The organism is Streptomyces sp. NPDC091279 (genome assembly GCF_044757465.1).
In the GTDB taxonomy this organism is placed as follows: Bacteria; Actinomycetota; Actinomycetes; order Streptomycetales; family Streptomycetaceae; genus Streptomyces.
The window spans coordinates 139,944-161,971 of sequence record NZ_JBIVVA010000010.1; the positions used below are offsets into that span (position 1 = coordinate 139,944).

Sequence of the window (22,028 nt, forward strand, 5' to 3'; positions counted from 1 at the left end):
GAAATGCAGCGCGACGGGTCGCCATGACCTGGAGCCCTTCTGGCCGTCCCGTCAGCACCACGACTTCGACCGGGTGTGTTGCCGCGCGAGGAACGCGCCGGCCCTCTAAAGCCGTACCCCGGTCTTCGGCCGGCGCGACACGACGTACGTCCCTGACGGACCCCGACCACGAATCGCGGCCGTCGGACTCCCCGACGAACTCCTCGCGCGAAAGAGCTGACGTCTCATGGCGACCCCTCGTTCTCTCACCACCGCCGCTCACCCCACCGACCTCGCCGCCTCCCCCGCGCCCGCCGCCCGGCACCGGCTGCGGGCCGTCGACCGCGACGAGGTCGTGGACATGGCGGACTTCCTGCCGCCGGGTGCCACCTGGCTGCCCGCGCCGCAGCACACCCTGCCCGCGCTGCCGGGCCGCCCGCCGATGATCGGCTACCTGGTGCTCGTCCCGGCCGACCAGCAGCCGCCGTTCCTGCCGGTGGCGGTGCCCACGCCGAACGACGGTCCCGGCGCCCCCGGCGTCGCCGCGGCCGACGGTGATCCGCTGGTCCGGATCGACACCGTGCGGCGCACCGCTGCCGTCGAAGGACGTGAACTCGACCTCACCTACCTGGAGTTCGAGCTGCTCGCCCACCTGGTGACCAACCCGCACCGGGTGCACACCCGGGATCAGCTGGTCACCACGGTGTGGGGCTACGGCCATGTCGGCGACGGCCGTACGGTGGACGTCCATGTCGCGCGCCTGCGCCGCAAGTTGGGCGCGGAGCACCGGCGCACGATCCAGACCGTCCGCCGGGTCGGCTACAAGTACACGCCGCCGAAGGACCGTTGACGGCACGGCACGGCACGGCACGCACGGACGGACGGCAGACGGGACTCTGCCCTCGGCAGAGTCCCGTTCCCTGTGGCCGCGCCGCCCGGCAGAGTCGCCCCCATGAGACTTCTGGTGCTGGGCGGAACGGATTTCCTCGGGCGGGTCGTGGTGGAGCGGGCCCTCGAACGGGGCTGGGAGGTGACCGTCCTCAACCGGGGGCGGCGGCCCGCCCCGGCCGGGGTGCGGAGCGTGCGCGGCGACCGCACCGAACCCGACGGGCTCGCCGGGCTCGCGGACGGCGACTGGGACGGCGTCGTCGACACCTGGATGGGGGCGCCCCGCGCGGTGCGGGACGCGGCGCGGCTGCTGCGGGACCGGGCCGCACGGTATGTGTATGTGTCGAGTTGCTCGGTGTACACGTGGGCGCCGCCCGCCGGGTACGCCGAGGACGCGCCCGTCGTCGAGGGCGCCGACCCGGACGCCGGGCTCACCGACTACGCGCGGGACAAGCGGGGCGGCGAACTCGCGGCGATCGACGCCTTCGGCGCGGACCGTTCCGTTCTGGTGCGGGCCGGGATGATCCTCGGCCCGTACGAGAACGTGGGCCGCCTCCCCTGGTGGCTGAACCGCGTCGCGCGCGGCGGCCCCGTCCTCGCCCCCGGCCCGCGCGAACTGCCCCTCCAGTACATCGACGCCCGCGACCTGGCGGAGTGGGTGTTCGGGGCGCTGGAACGGGAGTTGAGCGGCCCGTACAACCTGATGAGCCCGCGGGGACACGCGACGATGGGCACGCTGCTGGACGCGTGCGTCGCGGTCACCGGCTCGGACGCGGCGCTGCGCTGGACGCCCCCGGAGGTCCTGCTCGGCGCCGGGATCGCGCCCTGGACGGAACTCCCGGTGTGGGTGCCGCCGGGCAGCGATCTGCACGACGCCCTCCACGCGGCGGACGTCTCCCGCGCCCTGTCGACCGGGCTGGTCTGCCGCCCGGTGACGGAGACGGCCGCCGACACCTGGGCCTGGCTGCGCTCCCTCGGCGGCGCCGTGCCGCCCACGCCGGGGAAGGTCGGGCTCGACGCGGAGAAGGAGGCGAAGGTGCTCGGCACGCAGACCGGGATCTGAGGCGGACGAACCCAAACCGGGATCTGAGGTGCGGGACGGCGACATTCGGCGCGTTCCGTCGGCGGACGGCGACTGCGGCGGCGGAACCTGATTTTCCTGAACTTCCCCTGCTCACAAGGGGGTTGCGGGGTCCGGGAGGGGGAAAACTCTGATGTTTTCCTGTGACGGCTGAACACCGGCGGGACCGGTCTCGTACCAATGGGCGCCGCTTCACTCCTGTCGGGCGCCTAGATGCCCCGCCAAGCCCGCAAGGAAGTCAGAGGAGTTCCATGGGAAGCAACACACGGAAACGCCGTATGCCGCTGGCCGCCAAGGCCGTTGCCGCCTCCGCGGCCCTAGCGCTCGGTGGGGGTGGGCTGCTCTGGGCGAACTTCGACGCCTCGGCGCACGAGTCGGACTCGGCGCAGAACCAGACCAAGTCCGCCGCCGCGACCGTGGCCACGATCTCCTGCCCGGACGTCGGTCAGAAGCTGACGAACGTGCCGAGTGGCGCCGCCCAGGGTGTGGCCAAGGAACTGGCCACCCTCGACAAGCAGATCACCGAGGCCTACGCCCGTCTCGCGTCCACGCGCCAGGCGCAGACGAACGACGCGAGCTTCGTCCAGAACGCGATCGTCGGCCCCCTCAAGGACAAGCGGACCGCCACGATCGACCGGATCAGGATCGATGTCCAGCGGGTCGGCGGCACGTTCGACACCACGCTGTCCCAACTCGCCGCCTGCACCACCCAGTCCGCGAACGAGACCAACGCCGGCGGCGGTCAGGGCAACAACAACGGCCAGAACGGCAACGGCCAGAACGGGCAGAACGGCAACGGGCAGAACGGCGGCGACGCCGGAGCCGGTGACGCCGGTGCCGGTGGCGACGCGGGGGCCGGTGGCAACATCGGCGGCCAGGCCGGCAACGGCCCCGTGGCGGCCGACTTCGTGGACATCACCAAGGTCCAGAAGAACGTGTCCGCCAAGGCCCGCACCAAGCGCGGCGGTTCGACGGGCACGTTCACCACCAGCTGCGGCGTGAACGAGAACAAGAACCACAACACCGACAACGTCATCGTGGCGCCCGGTGTCGCCAACGGCGCCCACCACCTGCACGACTACGTCGGCAACCAGAAGGTCAACGCGTTCGCCAGCAACGACACGTTCCTCCAGGGCGGCACCAGCTGCGCCAACAAGAGCGACCTGTCGTCGTACTACTGGCCGGTCGTGCGCGTCCAGGACGGCACGCAGGACTTCGACCAGAACGCGGACGGCGGTGGCAAGGAGGGCAACGTCGGCAAGATCCTCACGCCGCTCCAGGCCGAGATCAAGTACGTCGGCAACGCGAAGAGCAAGGTTGTCGCGATGCCGCAGTTCCTGCGCATCATCACCGGTGACGCCAAGACCACGACCAACGGTCTGGCCAACGCCAACGCGCACTGGTCCTGCACCGGCTTCGAGAACAAGGTGCAGCTGACGGAGCAGTACCCGATCTGCCCGCAGGGCAGCAACATGGTCCGCACGTTCGCGTTCCAGAGCTGCTGGGACGGCCAGAACACCGACAGCGCCAACCACCGTGACCACGTGGCCTACGCCGACGCGGCCGGCAACTGTGCCAACGGGTTCAAGGCGATCCCGCAGCTGACGATGCGTCTGGTCTACCAGGTGACGCCCCCGGTCGTCGCCAATGGTCAGGTGACGAACGCCTACGCGGTCGACGGTTTCCCGGAGCAGCTGCACAAGGCGGCCACCGACCACGACGACTTCATCAGCGTCACGACCGGCAACCTGGCGAACAAGATCGCCAGCTGCGTCAACTCCGGCAAGAAGTGCAAGTGACCCGACTGGCAGCCCAGTTGGTGACCTGACGGCCCGTCACAGCTGACGGTCCGGAACGGCGGAAGCGGGCGGTGGGATTCTTCCCACCGCCCGCTTCCGTGTCCGCCGCGCCGACGGGGTCGGTCAACTCCCGTGCTCCGAGTGGTCGGTGCCGATCTCGACGTCCCCACCGAGCGTGCCCCGCAGCGCCTTGACGACGCCGTCGTCGCCGACGGCCACCCACTTGCGGCCGACGAGGTAGTAACCGCCGTAGTCCTTGGCCTCGTTGATCCACTCGCGCTGGCCTCGGTCGGTGGCGAAGGTGGCGAGGACGAACGTGCCGTCGGAGTTCTTGCACAGGGCCTGCCGCAGTTCGTCCGCGTCGGTCTGCATGTCCGGCGCGCACTTCACGGCGGCGGCCAGGCTCTCCAGGCTGCCCTGGGCGGTCGGGGGCACGGTGCTGGTCTGCTGCTCCCCCGCCCCGCAGCCCGCCAGCACGAGAACGGCGGCGGCGCCGGCCATGGCGCGTATCGGTCGGGTCAGCCTCATCTGTTCCTCCGGTCCCTTTCCAGCCCCGACGAGGGGCCCGTCCCCCTTCGATACGTCTGCGCGCCCCGCCCGACTCACCCTAGGGCCGCGCTCACGTGATCCATGGGTGAAAGCGACCCGGGTGACCTGGGCCTCGTTCAACTGGGGGTGACCATCGGAGGATTCGCTCGTTCTGCTGAACGTGCAGTCACAGGATGTCGCCCCGCGCCCCGCACCCGCCTCCGCCGATCCGGCCGTCGATGTCGAGCAGGCCGAGGCCGCGCTCGTCGAGCACTATCCGCGGCTCGTCCGGCTGGCCTACCTGGTGCTTCCGCCCAGCCTCGGCCGCAACCGGCGCGTGGTGACCGCGCACGCCCTCACCCAGCGCGCCCTGCCCCGGGGCCGCACCGCGACGCCGGTGATCCCGGGCCAGGCGACCGGCCGGGACGGCGACCCCGGGTACGCCCTCGTCCGGCTGCGGGTCCTGCGCACGGCGCTGGAGGCGGGGACGCCGCTCAGCTTCCGGGCGCTGCCCAAACGGGCCCAACTGCCGCCGCTGCTGCCCCTGGTGCGCGGTCTGCGGCTCTTCCCGCACTCCGGCGGCGCCGACGAACTCGCCCTGGACCAGAGCCTGTCGACCCTGTCGGGCCCGGCCCGCGCCGGCTACGTCCTGCGGGGCCTGGAGGGCCTCACGGACGCCGAGGTGCGCCGGGTCCTCGACGCGGCCCGGGTCCAGGACTCCGCCGCCGCCCTGCGCGAGGCCGACACCGTGCCCGCGCAGTACGTGCTGCTCGGCTCCCCCGAGTTCGACCCCTGCGCGCTCCAGGCCCGGCCCACCGATCTGATGCGCCGCCGCCAGCACACCAAGGCGGCCCTGGCAGCGGCGGCGGCCCTCGCGGTGTGCGGGGCGCTGATCCTGCTGCCCGGCGACGGCTGGGGCCCCGACGGCGCCGCCGCACCTCCCTACGCGCAGAACCCGGCAGCGCAAGCCGCCCTCGACCCGGCCCAGTTGACCCGGGCCGCGCCGACCGCCTGGGAGAGGTCGGCGCGCACCGACTTCTCGGTGTGGCCGGCGCGCGGCGAACTCACCAAGGACTCGGGCCTGTTGAGGCGGGCGCTCGCGGTGTGGGCCAGGCCGGGTGAGCGCGTCCAGGTCTCCGCGACCCCGGGCACCCCGTCCGGCGGCCCCTCGGGACCGCCCCAACTCCTGTACGCGGGAACGGTCGACAGCGCCCGGGTGGTGATCCTCTACGACGGTCTGCGCATCGTCCGCTACGCCGAGCCGAAGGACGGCACCCAGGGCGCCGCCCTCGACTTCGCCCGCGTCGACGGCGCCGACCGCACCGGGGCGAGCGCGCTGGTGCTGGGCCGCGCGGACGGCAACGTCCGTTATCTGACGGCGCCTTGGGTGAAGAAGGCCGCCGTCCGTGACCTGATGAAACCGTCGGCCGCCGCGACCGGCCTGGCGCTGACCGGCGGTGTGGCCGCCCCGCTGGCCAGCTCGGCGCTCGCGACCGGCGCCTGCACCCAGTGGAACGTGCTCCAGCTGACGGACGGCACCGGCAGCCATCTCCTCACCGACCTCGGCGAGTTGCTCCCGGCGAGCCTCACCGCCGGTGGCCCCGAGGGGACGTCGTCGGCGTCCGGCGCGTCGGCGCTGCGCACCTGGTCGCCGTTGGCCTGCTCGCTGGCGGAGATGCGCTCCGCGGGCGTGCGGAGTGTGAACGCCTGGGCGTACGCGCGGCAGTCGTTGCCGGACGGGAGCGGGGCCGCGCGGTGGGTGTGCACGCGGGCGGAGACCTGGCGGGGTGACGGCACCCGGGTGCTGGCGCAGTTCCTGCAACCGGGCGGGACGTACGCGGCGGTGGCGGCGAAGGCCGAGGACGTCCCGGCGTGCGGGCCGCGCGATCCGCAGGTGCTGGCCGGGGTGCTGTGGAAGTCGGAGGGCGGCCACTGGTATCTGCTGGCGGCCGGGGGCGAGGACACCGCGTCGATCGCCGCGACCGGCGGTCTGCACGCCACCGCGCGGGGCAACGTGCTGATCGCGGCGGCGAAGCAGGGCGCCCGCGCCGAGCTGAAGGGCACCCTCACGAACGGCGGGTCGGTGGCCGGACTGGGGTGAGTCCGGGGTACCTGAAGGTGCCGCCGGGGTTGCGCGAAATCCGTCAACGGCCTTTGCTGGAAGGCGAGATGGGCCGCCCGGGAATCCCCTCGCGGGCGCCCGGCGGGAGGGGCCGTCGGGGATTTGCGTGGCGCGGGGGTGCAGTGATCGAATCGTGCTGAAAGTGTGAACACCCTTGGCCGTACCGGTCCTTGGGCGGCCGGGTTCGATCAGTAAGGTGTTCGTATGGGTACCGGGGTGCGCCGCCGCATGGGAGTCGAGGAGCGGCGGCAGCAGTTGATCGGCGTGGCGCTCGACCTGTTCAGCCGACGGTCCCCGGACGATGTCTCGATCGACGAGATAGCCGCCGCGGCCGGTATCTCCCGGCCGCTGGTCTACCACTACTTCCCCGGCAAACTCAGCCTGTACGAGGCCGCGTTGAAGCGGGCGTCGAAGGATCTGGCGTCCCGGTTCGTGGAGCCGGCCGAAGGGCCCCTGGGCGCACGTCTGTTGCGGGTGATGCGCCGGTACTTCGACTTCGTCGACGACCACGGCCCCGGGTTCGCGGCGCTGATGCGGGGCGGCCCGGCCGTCGGCTCGTCCGCGACGAACGTGCTCATCGACTCCGTCCGGCAGGCCGCCTACGAGCAGATCCTGTCGCATCTGGAGGTCGCGGAGGCGCCCGCGCGGCTCGAACTGGTCGTCCGGTCCTGGATCTCGCTGGCCGAGTCGACGGCGTTGCTCTGGCTGGACGGCCGGCGCATCCCGCGCGCCGACCTGGAGGTGCAGCTCGTGCAGGACTTCGCGGCGCTGGCCGCCGTCGGCGCCGCGCATGACGAGGAGACGGCGGCGGTGCTGCGGGGCGCGCTGCGCCGGGACTCCGCCAGCGGGCCGTTCACCGATCTGGTGACCCGGCTGATCGCGCTGGCGTCCTGAACTCCCTTACCGGGACTAGAACTTGCGGTAGGAGGCGTCGAGGTCGCGGACCTCGGCGGAGGCGTGCAGCACCTGACCGTCGTCGGCGATGTGCTTGCGCAGCAGCTCCAGGGTGGCCTCGGTCAGCCGCGCCTTGACCTCGTCGGTGCGCCCGGCGAGCAGTCCGAAGGTGACGTGCACGACGGCGTGGCCGCCGTAGGCGTATCCGAAGGCGGTGAACGCGGCCGGACGGAAGTGCGTCTTGCACGCCTCCGGCTTGGCGGCCGCGATCTCGACCGTCGCGGCGTGCAGCTCCCGCGCGAACCCGTCGCGGTCGAAGGAGTCCCCGAGCGTGTCGGAGTAGTCGACGGTGATCTGCGGCATGAGGCACTCCTGTGTCTGCTGGCTACGGCGTCGGGGGCAGCCTAGTTCCTCAGCTGGAGGGCGAGCATGGCGATGTCGTCCTCGGGGTCGTGGGCGAAGGACGCGAGGAGGGTGTCGCAGAGGGCGTCGAGGCCGGGCAGCGCGCCCAGCGAGGCGGCGCGGAGCTGCTCCATGGAGACCTCCAGGTCGGTGCCCCGGGTCTCGATCAGGCCGTCGGTGACCATGAGGAGCCGGTCGCCGGGTTCCAGGAAGAGTTCGGTGGGCGGCGGGTGCGGCAGCCCGGGGCCGAGCAGCGGGCCGTGCGCCTTGACGTAGTCGGCGGTGCCGGTGGCCCGCAGCAGCAGCGGCGGGATGTGTCCGGCGTTGGCGATGCGGGTGCGTCCGGTGGCGGGGTCGGTCAGGGCGAGGCAGACGGTGGCGGTCAGCTCGGGGTGGTAGCGGCGCAGCATCCGGTCCAGGCGTTCCGCGAGCACGCCGGGATCGCTCTCGTCGACGCAGTACGCGCGCAGGGCGTGCCGCAGCTCGACCATCACGGTGGCCGCGTCCAGCGAGTGGCCGACGACGTCACCGACGGCGGTGAGCATGCCGTCGGCGGTGTCCAGGGCCGCGTAGAAGTCGCCGCCGATCTCGGTCTCCCGGGACGCGGGGACGTAGCGGACGGCGACGTCGAGGCCGGGCAGCTCGGGCAGGTGGTGCGGCTGGGGCAGGAAACTGTGCTGGAGGGTGAGCGCGACATGCCGTTCGACCTGGTACATGAGGAGCGGTTCGGCGGCCAGCGCGGTGGCCTCCGCGAGCCGCGCGAGCAGCGTCTCGCTCTCCTGCCCGGCCCGTCGCAGGCCGCGCGCGGGCACCGCGAGACAGACCGGCGCGTGACCGTCCTGGGTGCGCGCCAGCGCGAGCCGCGCGTCCTGGCGCACGCCGGGGCGGAAGAACCCGGCCGGCCACAGCGACGACGCGACGGTGGTCAGGCGCACCCCGGACTGCCCCCGGGTGAGCCGCCGCAGCAGCGCGGAAACGGCGCGGTGGGCGTCGTCGTCGGGCAGCGCGACCTGCGCCCGGTCCCGGGACAGGCCGCGGTACAGCTCGTCGTCGGGGTTGAGGACGAAAACGGCGGCGGGGGTTCCGGTGAGCCGGGCGGCGCCGTCGGCCGCCGCGTCGGCGAGTTCCTTCAGGGAGCGTGCCGACTGGATGGTGACGACGGTCTCGGAGAGCAGGGTGAGGCGTCCGACCAGGGCGCGGTTGTCGGCGCGCAGCCGGGCGGCGCGTACGCCGGCCCGCACGACGGCGTCGACGGCCTCGGGTTCGGCGGGCAGCGCGAGGTAGGACTCGTCGCCAGTGTCGAGCCCCGGGCAGCGGTCGGCGGGTGCGGCGGCCTCGGCCGACATGTGCACGACGGGCAGGCCGAGCAGGCGGGGGTGTTCCTTGAGGCGGCGGCACAGCTCGACGCCGGTCAGGTCCGGCAGGTCGGCGCCGACGAGGGCGACGTCGGGCAGGGTGCCCTTGCGCAGCCGTAGGTCGAGGTCGGCGAGGGCCTCGGCGCCGCTCGCGGCGCGCAGGACCCGGTGCCCTGCCCGGCGCAGCGCGGCGGCCAGGGCGTCCCGGTCGGCGGGGTCGCCGTCGACGATCAGGACCGTGGTGCGGTTCGGTCTGCCCTGGGGGTCCATCTACCAGCCTCGGAGCAACAGCGGTGGGGCGGACCGGGGTTCACGGTCCGCCCCACCAAGGTTAGGTCCGTGTCAGCTGGTCCGGGAGAATATCGCCGCAGTACGACCCGGAACGGCGAACGTGCCCGAATCCCGTGCGTACGACGACTCCTTCACGACGGTGTCGGCGCCCGCAGCCTGCACCGGATGCAGCCGGTACCCGGTCCCGGCGAGGCCGCCGACCCGCTGCTCCTGTGTGGTCGGGGTGGCGTTGAACACGACGACGAGGTCCCCGAGTTCCATGGTGATCACACCGGGTGTCTCGTCCGTCCCGGAGAGCGGGAAGGCCAACGTCGACTGCACGCGTCCGGCGCTGCCGAGGGAGAAGTCCGCCTCCGTGCTCCGGATGCGCAGCAGGTCCTGGTAGGCGGCGGAGGCACCGTCGATCTCCCCGCACCCGACCCCCACGCTCCTCAACAGGGGCCCGGCGTAAGGCCACTTGGCGGCGTTGTCGAGGGCCGGGGGCAGCCCGCGTCCGAAGCCGTTGCCGGCCGCGCAGTTCCAGTGCAGGGCGTTGAACCAGTCGCCGCTGTCGTAGGAGTTGCGGTCCAGGGACTTGGAGCGGAGCAGGTCGGTGCCGGCCTGGGCGAGCGCGGGGCCCTGCGAGAGGGTGGCCGTGGCCAGCGCGAGGACCTGCATGCGGGCCCGGTCGGAGGGTGCGGTGTCCTGCGGGAGTTTGAAGGCGAGGGCGTCGAAGAGGCTTTCGTTGTCGTGGGCGTCGACGTAGGCGAGGGCGTCGCCGGGGTCGGTCGCGTACCCGGCGGGGGCGCCGTTGTAGTCGACGTCGGCGCCGGTGACGTTCCGCCCGTCGGTGTCGGTGAAGCGGTACCCGGCGAGGTTGCCGGTGAGGCCGACCTTGATGAGGTCCTGGTAGTGCAGCAGGCGTGCCTTCTGCTCGGCCGAAGTCCCGTTGGACGGCGATGCGTTGGGGTCGGTGTAGAGGCCGCTGGCGAAGCCCTGCACGCCGGGGTCGGCGTCGAAGGGGGTGCCGCCGCGCACCGCGTCGCGGGCCCGGTCGGAGAAGGTCGCGATGCCGGTCCCGGCCATGTTCTGCTGACTCGCCTGGACGAAACGGGCGTCGCCGGCGACCTCACCGAAGGTCCAGCCCTCCCCGTACAGGATGATCTTCTTGCCGTCGACGCCGTCCCTGGCGGGGGTGAGGGCGTCGAGGGCCGCGCGGACGGCGAGGATGTTGGCCTTGGGGTGGTGGCCCATGAGGTCGAAGCGGAATCCGTCGACCTTGTACTCCTTGGCCCAGGTGACGATGGAGTCGACGACCAGTTTGCCCATCATGGTGTTCTCGGGCGCGGTGTTGGAGCAGCAGGTGCTGTTCGCGACCGAGCCGTCCGCGAGCAGGCGTTGGTAGTAGCCGGGCACGATCCGGTCGAGGACGCTGGTGTCGGCCTGCCCGGCCGCCGCCGTGTGGTTGTAGACGACGTCCATGACGACCCGCAGCCCGTCCTGGTTCAGGGACTTGACCATCTCGCGGAACTGCACCGTGCGGGCGGTGCCGTCCGGGTCGGTGGCGTAGGAGCCCTCGGGGACGGTGAAGTGGTAAGGATCGTAACCCCAGTTGAAGCCGTCCTCGGCGGCGCTCGCGGTCACGCACGCCTGTTGCCGGTCGGAGTCGGCGGGGTAGGAGCCGAGATCGCATTCGGGGCTCGTCCGGTCCGCCTTCCTCTCGGGGACGGTCGCGAAGTCGAACGCGGGCAGCACGTGCACATACGACGTACCGGACGCGGCGAGTCGGCGCAGGTGCTTGGAGCCGTCGCTGTCCCGGTCGGTGAAGGCGAGGTAGGTGCCCCGGTCCCGCGCGGGCACGGTCGGGTCGGCCACCGAGAAGTCCCGCACGTGCAGTTCCTGGATCTGCGCGTCCTTCAGCGGCACCGCCTCGGGCTTGCTGTAGGTCGACCAGCCGGGCGGGGCAAGGGAGTTGGCGGCGAGGTCGACGACGAGGCTGCGCCGCGAGTCGGTGGTGAGGGCGACGGAGTAGGGGTCGGTGACCTCGTTGGTGACGACCTTGCCGACGGTCGGCGCCCACACCTCGACGACGTACCGGTAGGGCTTGCCCGTCCAGGAGGCGGGTCCGGTGACCGACCAGACGCCGGTGGCGGGGTCGCGGGTCATCGGCTTCACCACCCCGTCGAGATCGAGGCGTACGGTCCGCGCGGTCGGCGCCCAGACGGCGAGCGTGGGGCGGCCCGTGCGGAACGTCGGGCCCAGCTCGGCCCGGCTCGCGTCGTACAGGTCGTCGAGAACACCGGCGATCTGGACGCCGGTCGCCGCCAACACGGCCCCGTTCGCGGCCCGTTGGGAGGCGACGAGCTGACCGCTCAGGGCCTCGCGGACCCGGTCACGGTCCCGTGGGTCGACCGACCAGGCCGGATAGTCCTTGAGGTGCGGGAAGGTGGCCTTCTGGGCGTCGGCGAGGGTGCTCCTCGTCAGCCGCAGCCAACGTTCGTCGTCGCTGGTGAGGGTCCCGTCCCGGACGGTGAGGGAGCCGTCGTGGGAGTACAGGAGCTGGGTGGAGGCGGCGCCGTCGACGCCGTTCCAGGCGAGGGTGTTCCGGTCGATCCAGATCGCCTTGGAGGTGGTCAGGTCGAGGGCGGCGGCCGAACCGGCGGGCTGTGGCAGCAGGGGTTCCGGCCGGCCGCCGAGCAGCCACACCTCATGCCCGTCGGCCACCGTGAGGTCGAGGGACTGGTCGGTGGGGAGGTCCTTCTCGTCGCCGTGGTGGAGGAGGTAACTCAGGCTGGTGGCACCGGAGTTGAGGGGGACCTCCAAGACCGCGCCGTAGGCGTCCGTGCGCACCGGCTTCAGCGGGCTCGACCAGTCGGTGGGCTGGGCGGCGCCGGTCCAGACGTGCAGGCCCCAGCCGTCGTAGTTCCCGTCGGCGCGGTGGTAGTGGACGACGGCCTTGGTGGTGTCCTGCGCCGGGTAGCCGGGCCGCTCGGTGACGACCTCGTCCCTGCCCTGTTCGAGCCAGACCTCACCGGTGCTGCTGACGTCGATCGTGCGGTCGGCGGAGACGTCCTTGGTGCCGTTCTGGTCGACGACGAGGAAACCGACGTTCGCCGCCCCGGGCTTCACCTTGACGTAGGCGAAGGCCCCGTAGGCGTCCCGGCCGATGAACGGGTGCCCGGTCGGCCAGGTCGTCGCCTCTCCGTCGGCGAGGTCACCCCACGCGTACAGGCCCCAGTCGGCGTAGTCGCCGTCGGTGCGCCGGTAATGGACGATCGCGTAGTCACGGGACGCGGCGGTGGGCACCTGCGCGGCGGGCGGGGTGCCGGTGCTGGACGTGGCCGTCGCGCTCGCCGTCCGTCCGGCCGCGTCGACGACAACGGCCTTGTGGCGCAGGGCCGTTCCGGCGGGCAGGTCGGCGGCGAAGGGCTGGACGAGGGCGGCGACCAGCGTGGCGACGACGGCCGCGCTCCGGGCGACGTGGGCTCTACGGCGCGTCCGAGGCGCCGGCCATCTCGGTGTCACGGGGTCACTCCTTGCAGCAAGGCTCATGAAAGGTGGCGAAAGGAATTCCAGCCACCGGGGTGGATCAGCTCAGCAGCTGCTCTTCCCGGCGTAGATCGCCAACGCCGTGCCGGCGCCCAGGGTCGCGGCGAACTGTCCGCCGGCGTTCACGCTCACCGTCGTGTTGCTCTGCACGTCGCAGTAGGTCCCGGCGGGCAGGGAGGTCTGGTAGGTGCGGGTCTGCGAGGAGGACTCGTGGTTGAGGGCGACGTAGCCCTTGGCGCCCCGGCCGAAGGCGATCGCGTCGGCGCCGTCGTCCCACCAGTTCGTCAGGGACTCGCCCCGGGTGGCGTTGCGGAAGGCGACCATGGACCTGATCTCCGGCCAGTCGTGCTGACACTTCCAGCCGTCCTGCCAACAGGCTTTCACCGCACCCCCGTTGGGCGGTCCGGCGTCCACATCCGACCACTCGTAGCCGGAGTTGATGTCCGGGGCGCCGTAGGGGTAGGCGAGCATGAAGACGTTGGCCAGCGTGTAGGTGGCGCCGTCCTTGTAGTCGAGGGTGCTGCCGTTGCGTTCGGTGTCGTGGTTGTCGACGAAGACCCCGGCGACGGAGTTGCTCAAATACCCCCAGCCCTCACCGTAGTTCTTCAGGTAGGCGAGGTTCTCGTTGGTGAAGACGCGCTTGAGGTCGAAGGCGTAACGGAACTCCTGGACGTCGCCGTTGCCGGTGTACTCGGTGGGCTGGACGGCCTCGCCGGCGCCGTAGATGACCTCCTGCTTCCAGTACACCGACGGGTTGCTGAGGCGGGACTTGATGGCGGCGAGGTCGGCGGTGTCGATGTGCTTGGCGGCGTCGATGCGGAAGCCGTCGACGCCGAGCGAGAGGAGGTCGTTCAGATAGCCGGCGACGGCCGAACGGACGTACTCCTCGCCGGTGTCGAGGTCGGCGAGGCCGACGAGTTCGCAGTGCTGGACGTTCCAGCGGTCCTGGTAGTTGCTGACCTGCGCGGTGCAGTCGTCGAAGTCGGCGTAGGAGTACAGGCCGGGGTAGTCGTACTTGCTGTAGGACGAACCGCCGGTGCCGGTGCCGCCGCCCGCCGACATGTGGTTGATCACGGCGTCGGCGACGACCTTCACCCCGGCCGCGTGGCAGGTGTTCACCATGGCCTGGAACGCCGCCCGGTCCCCCAGCCGACCCGCGATCCGGTACGACACCGGCTGGTACGACGTCCACCACTGCGCGCCCTGTATGTGCTCGGCGGGCGGCGAGACCTGGACGTATCCGTAACCGGCGGGGCCGAGGGTGCTGGTGCACTCCTTGGCGACCGAGGCGAAGTTCCACTCGAAGAGGACGGCGGTGACGTCCTTGGTGCCGGGCGGGGCGGCCTGCGCGGTGGTGGGGGCCAGGACGGCGGCGGCCGCGGCGAGGGCGAGCGCGCCGGAGAGGGCTCGGGTACGGGCCATGGGGGTTCCTTCTCCGTTGAAGGTTCTTGCTGCAAAGTTGCGGAAATCTTGCAGCTGCGGAGATGTTAAAGGCCCGCCGCCTGAAAAGGCAGCGGGCCGACGGAAGTTGCTGGAAGAAAGTCTCGGTCAGGCGGTGGCCCACCACAGGGTGGTGTCGGCCGGGAGCTTCGCCTCGCCGTCCGCCTCGGTGATCTCGCCGCTGGCCAGCAGCACCCGGCCGCGCATCGGCACGGTCACCGACTCGCCGCCGGTGTTCGCGACGCACACGAACGCGCCGCGCCGGAAGGCGAGGACGCCCTCGGGCACCCGCAGCCACTCCACCGCGTCCCCCGCGCCGAGGTCGGCCTGCGTGCGGCGCACCGCGAGGGCCGCCCGGTACAGCTCCAGCGTCGAACCGGCCACCCCGGTCTGCGCCTCCACACTCAACTCCCCCCAGGATTCAGGCTGCGGGAGCCAGCTGCCGCCCGCGCCGAACCCGTACGAGCTGCCCTCACGGGTCCACGGGATCGGCACCCGGCAGCCGTCGCGGAACCCGTCCTGGCCCGCACCCCGGAAGTAGGCGGGGTCCTGGCGGACCTCGTCGGGCAGGTCGACGACGTCCGGGAGGCCGAGTTCCTCGCCCTGGTAGACGTAGGCGGAGCCGGGCAGGGCCAGCATGAGGAGGGTCGCGGCGCGGGCCCGGCGCAGGCCCGCCGCCCGGTCACCCGCGGTGCGGATCTGGGTGCCGAGGCCCGGCGGGTTGGCGAACCGGGTGGCGTGCCGGGTGACGTCGTGGTTGGAGAGCACCCAGGTGGCCGGGGCGCCGACGGGGCGCATGGCGGCGAGGGTGCGGTCGACGACCGTCCGCAGCTCCTCGGCGTCCCAATCGGTCGTCAGATACTGGAAGTTGAAGGCCTGGTGGAGTTCGTCGGGGCGGACGTAGTGGGCGGTGCGCTCGACGGTCGGCGTCCAGGCCTCGGCGACGAAGATACGGTCGCCCGTCGCCCGTCGCCGGCCTTCCGACGAAGGCCCTGCGGGCCCCTTCGTGTCGGTGTACTCGTCGAGGATCGTGCGCCACTGGCGGTAGATCTCGTGGACGCCGTCCTGGTCGAAGAACGGCATGACGTCGTTGCCCAGCAGTTTGAGCTGGTCGTGGGAGCCGAGGTCGGGCAGCCCTTCGGCCTTGATGAGTCCATGGGCGACGTCGATGCGGAATCCGTCGACGCCCATGTCGAGCCAGAACCGCAGGATGGAGCGGAACTCGTCGCGGACGGCGGGGTGTTCCCAGTTGAGGTCGGGCTGCTCGGGGGCGAACAGGTGGAGGTACCAGTCGCCGTCCTCGACGCGGGTCCAGGCGGGGCCGCCGAAGACCGACTCCCAGTCGTTGGGCGGCAGTTCACCGTCTGCGCCCTTGCCGGGGCGGAAGTGGTAGCGGTCCCGCAGAGGTGAGCCGGGGCCTTCGGCGAGGGCGCGCCTGAACCACTCGTAGCGGTCGGAGGTGTGGTTGGGGACGAGGTCGACGATGATGCGCAGGCCCAGCTCATGGGCGTCGCGGATCAGCGCGTCGGCGTCGAGGAGGGTGCCGAACATGGGGTCGACGGCCCGGTAGTCGGCGACGTCGTAACCGGCGTCGGCCTGCGGGGAGGCGTAGAAGGGGCTCAGCCACACGGCGTCGACGCCCAGGTCACGCAGGTACGGGAGGCGGGAGCGGACGCCTTCGAGGTCGCCCATGCCGTCCCCGTCGTGGTCGGCGAAGCTGCGCGGGTAGACCTGGTAGATCACCGCGTCCCGCCACCAGTCGCGGCGCCTGGCGACGGTGACGGTGGTGGTGCGGGGGGCTGCGGAGTGCTGGCTCATGTCGTCCTTGCGGAGGTGCGGATGACGGAGTCATCGGTCGTCGGTGGAGCTGCGATCAGGGGCGGTTCAGCCCTTGGTGCCGCCCGCGGTGAGGCCGGTCACCAGGTTCTTCTGCACGAGGTAGAAGAACAGGGAGACGGGTATCGCGATCAGCACGGCGGTGGCCGCCATCAGGTTGCGCTGGGCGTCGTGCTCGCTGACGAACGTCTGGAGGCCCACGGCGAACGTGTACTTGGTGTCGGACAGCATGAACGTCGAGGCGAACGCGACCTCGCCGAACGCGGTGAGGAAGCTGTAGAACGCGGCGACCGCGAGTCCCGGCCGGGCCAGCGGCAGGATCAGCCGGGCGAAGGTGCCGAACGGCGAGAGTCCGTCGACCCGTCCGGCCTCGTCGATCTCGAACGGGATGGTGTCGAAGTACCCCTTGAGCAGCCACGCGCAGTACGGCACCGCCGTCGAGCAGTAGACCAGGACGAGCCCGAAGTAGCTGTCGATGAGCCGGAGTTCGGAGAGGATCTGGTACATCGGCACCATCAGCACGGCCACCGGGAACATCTGCGTGACCAGCAGGACCCACATGAACCTGCGGTAGCCGGGGAAGCGCATCCGCGAGACGGCGTAGCCGGTGGTCGCGGCGATCAGCACGCCGATCACGGTGGTGCCGAGCGCGACGATCAGCGAACTCTTCAACCAGTCGAAGAACGACGTGTGTTGAAGGACGTATGTGTAGTTGGCGAACGTCATCTTCCGCCAGATGCCGCCCGGGTGGAGGTAGTCGTCCTTGTCCGGGCCGAGCGAGAGGAAGACCAGCCAGGCGATCGGGAAGAGGGCGATCAGGCTCGCGACGGTCAGCAGACCGTGGGCGGCCAGGGCGCCCAACGGGCCTTTCCCGCCGCGTCGTTGGCCCTGGCGGGGGGCGGCGGCGGTGTGCTGTCCGGCGGTGGCGGTGGTCTCGACGGTGGTCGTGCTCATGGGTTCCTGCCTCAGATCGCGAGCTGCTGGTCGTTGCGGTTCAGCCAGCGGCGGTAGAAGGAGGTGAAGACGATCAGGATGGCCAGCAGCAGGATGCCGTAGGCGGCGGACTGCGCGAAGTCACGCGGCTGTTGCCCGAAGCCGAGGTAGTACGCCCAGGTGACCAGGATCTGCGCGTCGGGCGCGGTGGTGCCGAACAGCAGGAAGATCACGGCGAATTGGTTGAACGTCCAGATGACGCCGAGCAGGACGACGGTGGAGCTGACCGACCTGAGCCCCGGCAGGGTGACGTATCTGAAGCGCTGCCAGGCGGTGGCGCCGTCCATCTCGGCGGCCTCGTACAGCGAGGCGTCGATGGACTGGAGCCCGCCGAGGAGCGAGACCATCATGAACGGCACTCCGCACCAGGTGTTGACCATGATGGCGGCGAACCGCTGCCAGAAGGTGTCCTCCAGCCAGCTCGGCGCGGGCAGACGGAGGGTGTGCAGCAGGGAGTTGAGGATGCCGCCGTCGGCGAGCATGAACCGCCAGCCGAACACCGTGACGAACGTCGGCACGGCCCACGGCAGGATCAGCACCAGCCGGTAGAGGGTGCGGCCGCGCAGCTTCTGGTCGAGCAGCAGGGCGAGGCCGAGCCCGATGGTGTAGTGCAGGGCGACGCAGAGCGTGGTCCAGGCGATGGTCCACAGGAAGTGGGACCAGAAGCGGTCGTAGGCGGTCGCGCCGAACAGGATGTCGCGGTAGTTGTCGAGCCCGATGAACCGATAGGTGGCGTCGATGTGGTGGACGCCGATGGTGCGGGCCGTGTTCAGGCTGGTGGCGTCGGTGAGCGTGAGGTAGAGGCCGTAGACCAGGGGGTAGAGCACCAGGACGCCGAGCACGACGGCGACCGGGGTGATCATCGCGTACGCGTACCAGTGCTTCTGGAAGCTGCGCCGGAGGCGTCCGGGTCGGGGCGCGCGCTGCCCGGGGTGGTCCCCGCGGCGCTTGCCGGTCGCGCGGTCGATGGCGACGGTCATGGTTCGACAACCTTCTCCGAGGTCTGCGGTGTGGGCGGGCCGGACACGTCACGTGCCCTGCCCGCCCGTCGAGTTGGGGAGTGCCGGCCGCCGGGTTCCTCCCCCCACGTGAGGAACCCGGCGGCCGCGCGGCTCACTTGGTGAAGTCGGGCACCAGCTTGGCGAGGGAGCGTCCGGCGTTGCCGAGCCCCTGGTCGAGGGACTCCTTGCCCCCGGCTATCTTCGGCAGCTCGGTGTCCAGCGGGGTCCACAGCGAGCTGTACTCGGGCAGCGCCGGGCGCGGCCGGGCCGACGGCAGCACGCTCTGGAAGCCCGCGATGCCGGGGTCGGCCTTGACGGCGGCGGTGTAGGCGTCCTCGCGGGTCGGCAGCGTGGAGTTCTTCTCGGCGATGGTGGCCTGGGCCTTCGCGGACGTCATGTAGTTCACGAACGTCAGGGCGGCCTTCTGGTGGGCGGCGTCCGACCCGGCGTAGACGGAGAGGTTGTGGCCGCCGGTCGGGGCGCCCGCCTCGCCGGTGGACCCGGCCGGAACGGTGGCGATGCCGAGGTTGGCCTGGTCCTTGAACGCGGCGCCCTTGTAGAAGTTGGTGATCTCCCACGGGCCCTGGACGATCGCGGCGACCTTGCCGTTGAGGAAGGCGTCCTGGATGTGGGCGTAGGCGTCGGCGGTGGTGTCCGCCGTGTGCAGGCCCTTGCCGTCGAAGAGGCCGAGCCAGGTGCCGTACGCCTTCTTCGCGGCGGCCGAGTCGACGGTGACCTTCTTCGCGGCGACGTCGACGGTGTCGGTGCCCTCGCCGTAGAGGAACGGCTGCGCGTAGTAGGCCTGGGTGGAGCCCCAGTAGCCGTCGGCGCCGGTCTTCTCCTTGACGGTGGCGGCGGCCTTCTTCAGGTCGTCCCAGGTCTTCGGCGCCTGGACACCGGCCTGGGCGAAGAGCTTCTTGTTGTAGACGAGCGCGAGGGTGTCGGTGACCAGCGGGACGCCGTAGGTCTTGCCCTCGTACTGGGCCTGCGTGATCAGGCTCGACCGGAACGCCTTCCGGTCCTTCAGCGCCTCGGTGCCGTCCAGCGGCAGGAAGAAGCCCTTCTTCGCGAAGGCGGGGGTCCAGCCGACCTCGGAGCGCAGCACGTCCGGGGCGCCCTGGGCACCGGCGGCGGTGTCGAACTTGTTCTGCGCCTGGTCGAACGGAACGTTGACGTAGGTGACCTTGACGCCCTGGTGCGCGGCCTCGAACTCCTTGACCAGGGCCCGGTAAGTGGGCGCCTCGTTGGTGGCGTTGGACGTGTCCCACCAGGTGATGGTCACCGGACCGCCGGCTGTGCCGCTGTCGTCGCCGCTCGATCCGCAGGCCGTCGCCGCGAGGGCGAACGAAGCCACCAGTGCGGTGGCCGCTGTGCCACGCCGCATGAGTTCTCCTTGAGGTCCGTGCCCGTGTGGTGCGGGGGCGGCCCCGTCCGCCGCCCCTGCCGACTTGCCGACTGCGCCGTTGCGGCGACCGGGCGACGTGAACGTAACAGCCGGGTAAGAGGCGCGAAAGACCTTGCTGAAAAAAATTGCAAGGAAGTGCGGAAATTCTTCGGATGTGACCTGACAGCGATCACCGTGCGACGCTTGTTTACCTTTATTTTCAGGGGAGAGAGCGCCCAGGGACCGGCTGTGCAAGACTCTGCAAGCTCTTGCCATCATGTTCACGAGGGAGTGCGATGACGCAGCAGCCCGGACCGGGCCGTCCCGCAGGCCGCGGCAGCAGCCCCGTGGGTGCGCGGGGGCGGCGGCGACCGGTACAGTCCGGTCCCGTGACCACACGGCTAGCCGACATCGCCGCCCAGGCGGGGGTGAGCGAAGCGACCGTCAGCCGCGTCCTGAACGGGAAGCCGGGCGTCGCCGCCACCACCCGACAGTCCGTGCTGGCCGCCCTCGACGTCCTCGGTTACGAACGTCCGGTACGGCTGCGGCAGCGCAGCGAGGGCCTGGTCGGCCTGATCACACCGGAGTTGGAGAACCCGATCTTCCCGGCCCTGGCCCAGGTCATCGGGCAGGCGCTGACCCGGCAGGGGTACACGCCGGTCCTGGCGACCCAGACGCCGGGCGGGTCCACGGAGGACGAGCTGACCGAGATGCTGGTGGACCGGGGCGTCGCCGGCATCATCTACGTCTCCGGGCTGCACGCGGACACCACGGCCGACATGGAACGGTACGAACGGCTGCGGGCCCAGGGGGTGCCGTTCGTGCTGGTGGACGGCTTCTCGCCGAAGGTGCAGGCGCCGTTCATCTCCCCCGACGACCGGGCTGCGATGACGCTCGCGGTGACCCATCTGGTCTCCCTCGGCCACACCCGGATCGGGCTCGCGCTCGGCCCGAAGCGGTTCGTGCCGGTGCAGCGCAAGATCGAGGGGTTCGTGCGGGTGGTGCGCGACCAACTCGGCCTGCCCGCCCAGCAGATCGAGTCCGAGCTGATCCAGCACTCCCTGTACACGCTGGAGGGCGGCCAGGCCGCCACCGCCGCGCTGATGGAGCGGGGCTGTACGGCGGTGGTGTGCGCGAGCGACATGATGGCGCTCGGCGCGATCCGGGCGGCCCGGCAGAGCGGGTTCGACGTCCCGAAGGACATCTCGGTGGTCGGTTTCGACGACTCCCCGCTGATCGCGTTCACCGACCCGCCCCTGACGACGGTCCGCAAACCGGTCCCGGCGATGGGTCAGGCCGCGGTGCGCACCCTCCTCGAAGAGATCGGCGGAACGCCCGCCCCGCACAGCGAGTTCGTGTTCATGCCGGAGCTGGTCGTGCGCGGTTCGACGGCGTCGGCACCGGGTGACCGGCATCGCCCCTAGGGGTGACCCGCATCGTCCCTGGGGGCAGTGCGCATCGCCCCCAGGACGGAGCGGACCGGGCCCCTCCACGGCCCTACGGGTAGCCCCTGACCTGTCCTCTTGCCTGTCCGCCCGGCATAGGACATGCGGCCGGGACCCGACCGGGGGATGATCGGTGGGGCAGGCAATTTCTGGCAGAATCGACGCCTATGGGTGACTCGACCGTGACCAGTCTGGAAGACCGTGAACCGGCGGCCGCTGCGCACCCCGGCACGGACGGAGAGCGGCGGATTCCACGTCGCCGACCGCGCACCCCGCGCCGCCCCCGGCTCTGGTTCGAGATCCTGCTGATCGCGGTGAGTTACTGGACGTACTCCCTGATCCGCAACGCGGTGCCGGAGCAGCGGACCGAGGCGCTGCGCAACGCGTCCCGGATCTGGCGGCTCGAACACGACCTCGGGATCGCCGTCGAGGACCACGTCAACCACGCCGTGAACGCGGTGCACTGGCTGATCGTCGGCATGAACTACTACTACGCCACCCTGCACTTCATCATCACGCTGGGCGTCCTGGTCTGGCTGTACCGCAGCCACCCCGGGCGGTACGCGGCGGCCCGTCTGGTGCTCTTCGCGACGACGGGCGTGGCTCTGGTCGGTTACTACCTGTTCCCGCTCGCCCCGCCCCGGTTGATGTCCGGCGGCGACTTCATCGACACGGTGGCGGTCCACCAGACGTGGGGCTCGATGGCCTCCGGCGACCTGAAACACATGTCGAACCAGTACGCCGCGATGCCATCCATGCACATCGGCTGGTCGCTGTGGTGCGGGCTGACCCTCTTCGCGCTGGGGAGCGTGCCGTGGGTGCGGGTGCTCGGGCTGCTGTATCCGGTGGCGACGCTGCTGGTCATCGTCTCGACGGCGAACCATTTCTGGCTCGACGCGGTGGGCGGCGTCACCTGTCTCGCCTTCGGCTTCGGGGTGACATGGCTCTGGTACGGAACATCGCCGTACCGGTTGCCCCGGAGGGTGGGGACGGGGGCGGCGACGGGGGTGAGGCCCGTACGGGACACCCCGTAGGGGGCTCGGGCCCGTACGGGATGACCCG

Annotated in this window: 15 protein-coding genes and 1 pseudogene; 7 read left to right on the forward strand and 9 right to left on the reverse strand. The window is 71.2% G+C overall.

From position 1 onward, the window contains the following. Nucleotides 1-226: 226 nt before the first annotated feature. The 3 genes from ACIQOU_RS25260 to ACIQOU_RS25270 all read left to right on the forward strand — a co-directional run bounded on the left by ACIQOU_RS25260 (nucleotide 227) and on the right by ACIQOU_RS25270 (nucleotide 3,747). Nucleotides 227-829 carry a winged helix-turn-helix domain-containing protein gene (locus ACIQOU_RS25260; protein ID WP_401539230.1) on the forward strand — a complete coding sequence of 201 codons (603 nt, stop codon included), beginning with the start codon at nucleotides 227-229 and terminating at the stop codon, nucleotides 827-829. Nucleotides 830-931: 102 nt separating this feature from the next. Continuing rightward, nucleotides 932-1,930, forward strand: a complete 999-nt coding sequence (locus tag ACIQOU_RS25265) for an SDR family oxidoreductase (RefSeq protein WP_401539232.1) — start codon at nucleotides 932-934, stop codon at nucleotides 1,928-1,930. Between the two features lie 269 nt (nucleotides 1,931-2,199). Beyond that, a complete protein-coding gene (locus tag ACIQOU_RS25270) occupies nucleotides 2,200-3,747 on the forward strand; it encodes a DUF1996 domain-containing protein (protein WP_401539234.1) in 1,548 nt (515 codons plus the stop codon). Between the two features lie 123 nt (nucleotides 3,748-3,870). Here ACIQOU_RS25270 and ACIQOU_RS25275 read toward each other — a convergent pair whose 3' ends face one another. After that, on the reverse strand, nucleotides 3,871-4,275 hold the full coding sequence (locus tag ACIQOU_RS25275) for a hypothetical protein (protein ID WP_401539236.1): 405 nt from the start codon (nucleotides 4,273-4,275) through the stop codon (nucleotides 3,871-3,873). A 181-nt stretch (nucleotides 4,276-4,456) separates the two neighbouring features. Here ACIQOU_RS25275 and ACIQOU_RS25280 point away from each other — a divergent pair, with 181 nt between their 5' ends. Together ACIQOU_RS25280 and ACIQOU_RS25285 are read left to right on the forward strand one after the other, a co-directional pair. Beyond that, the gene (locus ACIQOU_RS25280) at nucleotides 4,457-6,376 is read left to right on the forward strand and encodes a hypothetical protein (protein ID WP_401539237.1); all 1,920 of its coding nucleotides are present in this window, start codon (nucleotides 4,457-4,459) and stop codon (nucleotides 6,374-6,376) included. 225 nt (nucleotides 6,377-6,601) lie between these two features. Further along, nucleotides 6,602-7,291: a TetR/AcrR family transcriptional regulator gene (locus ACIQOU_RS25285; protein WP_401539239.1), complete on the forward strand. Its 690-nt coding sequence runs from the start codon at nucleotides 6,602-6,604 to the stop codon at nucleotides 7,289-7,291. A gap of 15 nt (nucleotides 7,292-7,306) precedes the next feature. Here the strand turns inward: ACIQOU_RS25285 and ACIQOU_RS25290 are convergent, their stop codons facing one another. The 8 genes and pseudogenes from ACIQOU_RS25290 to ACIQOU_RS25325 form a co-directional block, all read right to left on the reverse strand. Then, a complete protein-coding gene (locus ACIQOU_RS25290) occupies nucleotides 7,307-7,654 on the reverse strand; it encodes a 5-carboxymethyl-2-hydroxymuconate Delta-isomerase (RefSeq protein WP_401539240.1) in 348 nt (115 codons plus the stop codon). Nucleotides 7,655-7,695: 41 nt separating this feature from the next. Continuing rightward, entirely contained in the window at nucleotides 7,696-9,318 is a 1,623-nt protein-coding gene (locus tag ACIQOU_RS25295; RefSeq protein ID WP_401539241.1) for a SpoIIE family protein phosphatase, read from the reverse strand. 72 nt (nucleotides 9,319-9,390) lie between these two features. After that, nucleotides 9,391-12,735: pseudogene (gene pulA / locus ACIQOU_RS25300) on the reverse strand (pullulanase-type alpha-1,6-glucosidase); the annotation flags it as partial. A 177-nt stretch (nucleotides 12,736-12,912) separates the two neighbouring features. Beyond that, entirely contained in the window at nucleotides 12,913-14,289 is a 1,377-nt protein-coding gene (locus ACIQOU_RS25305) for an alpha-amylase family protein (protein WP_401539243.1), read from the reverse strand. Nucleotides 14,290-14,415: 126 nt separating this feature from the next. Then, nucleotides 14,416-16,125 carry a glycoside hydrolase family 13 protein gene (locus ACIQOU_RS25310; RefSeq protein ID WP_401539245.1) on the reverse strand — a complete coding sequence of 570 codons (1,710 nt, stop codon included), beginning with the start codon at nucleotides 16,123-16,125 and terminating at the stop codon, nucleotides 14,416-14,418. A gap of 66 nt (nucleotides 16,126-16,191) precedes the next feature. After that, nucleotides 16,192-17,097: a sugar ABC transporter permease gene (locus ACIQOU_RS25315; protein WP_401539247.1), complete on the reverse strand. Its 906-nt coding sequence runs from the start codon at nucleotides 17,095-17,097 to the stop codon at nucleotides 16,192-16,194. 11 nt (nucleotides 17,098-17,108) lie between these two features. Continuing rightward, a complete protein-coding gene (locus tag ACIQOU_RS25320; RefSeq protein WP_401539249.1) occupies nucleotides 17,109-18,116 on the reverse strand; it encodes a carbohydrate ABC transporter permease in 1,008 nt (335 codons plus the stop codon). 133 nt (nucleotides 18,117-18,249) lie between these two features. After that, nucleotides 18,250-19,521, reverse strand: coding sequence for an extracellular solute-binding protein (locus tag ACIQOU_RS25325; protein WP_401539250.1), 1,272 nt, complete (start codon nucleotides 19,519-19,521; stop codon nucleotides 18,250-18,252). 389 nt (nucleotides 19,522-19,910) lie between these two features. On the opposite strand from ACIQOU_RS25325, the gene ACIQOU_RS25330 reads away from it, so the two are divergent. Both ACIQOU_RS25330 and ACIQOU_RS25335 read left to right on the forward strand, forming a co-directional pair. Then, nucleotides 19,911-20,945: a LacI family DNA-binding transcriptional regulator gene (locus tag ACIQOU_RS25330; RefSeq protein WP_401539252.1), complete on the forward strand. Its 1,035-nt coding sequence runs from the start codon at nucleotides 19,911-19,913 to the stop codon at nucleotides 20,943-20,945. A gap of 188 nt (nucleotides 20,946-21,133) precedes the next feature. Further along, complete coding sequence (locus tag ACIQOU_RS25335; protein WP_401539254.1) at nucleotides 21,134-22,000, forward strand: phosphatase PAP2 family protein; 867 nt, start codon at nucleotides 21,134-21,136, stop codon at nucleotides 21,998-22,000. Nucleotides 22,001-22,028 lie beyond the last annotated feature (28 nt).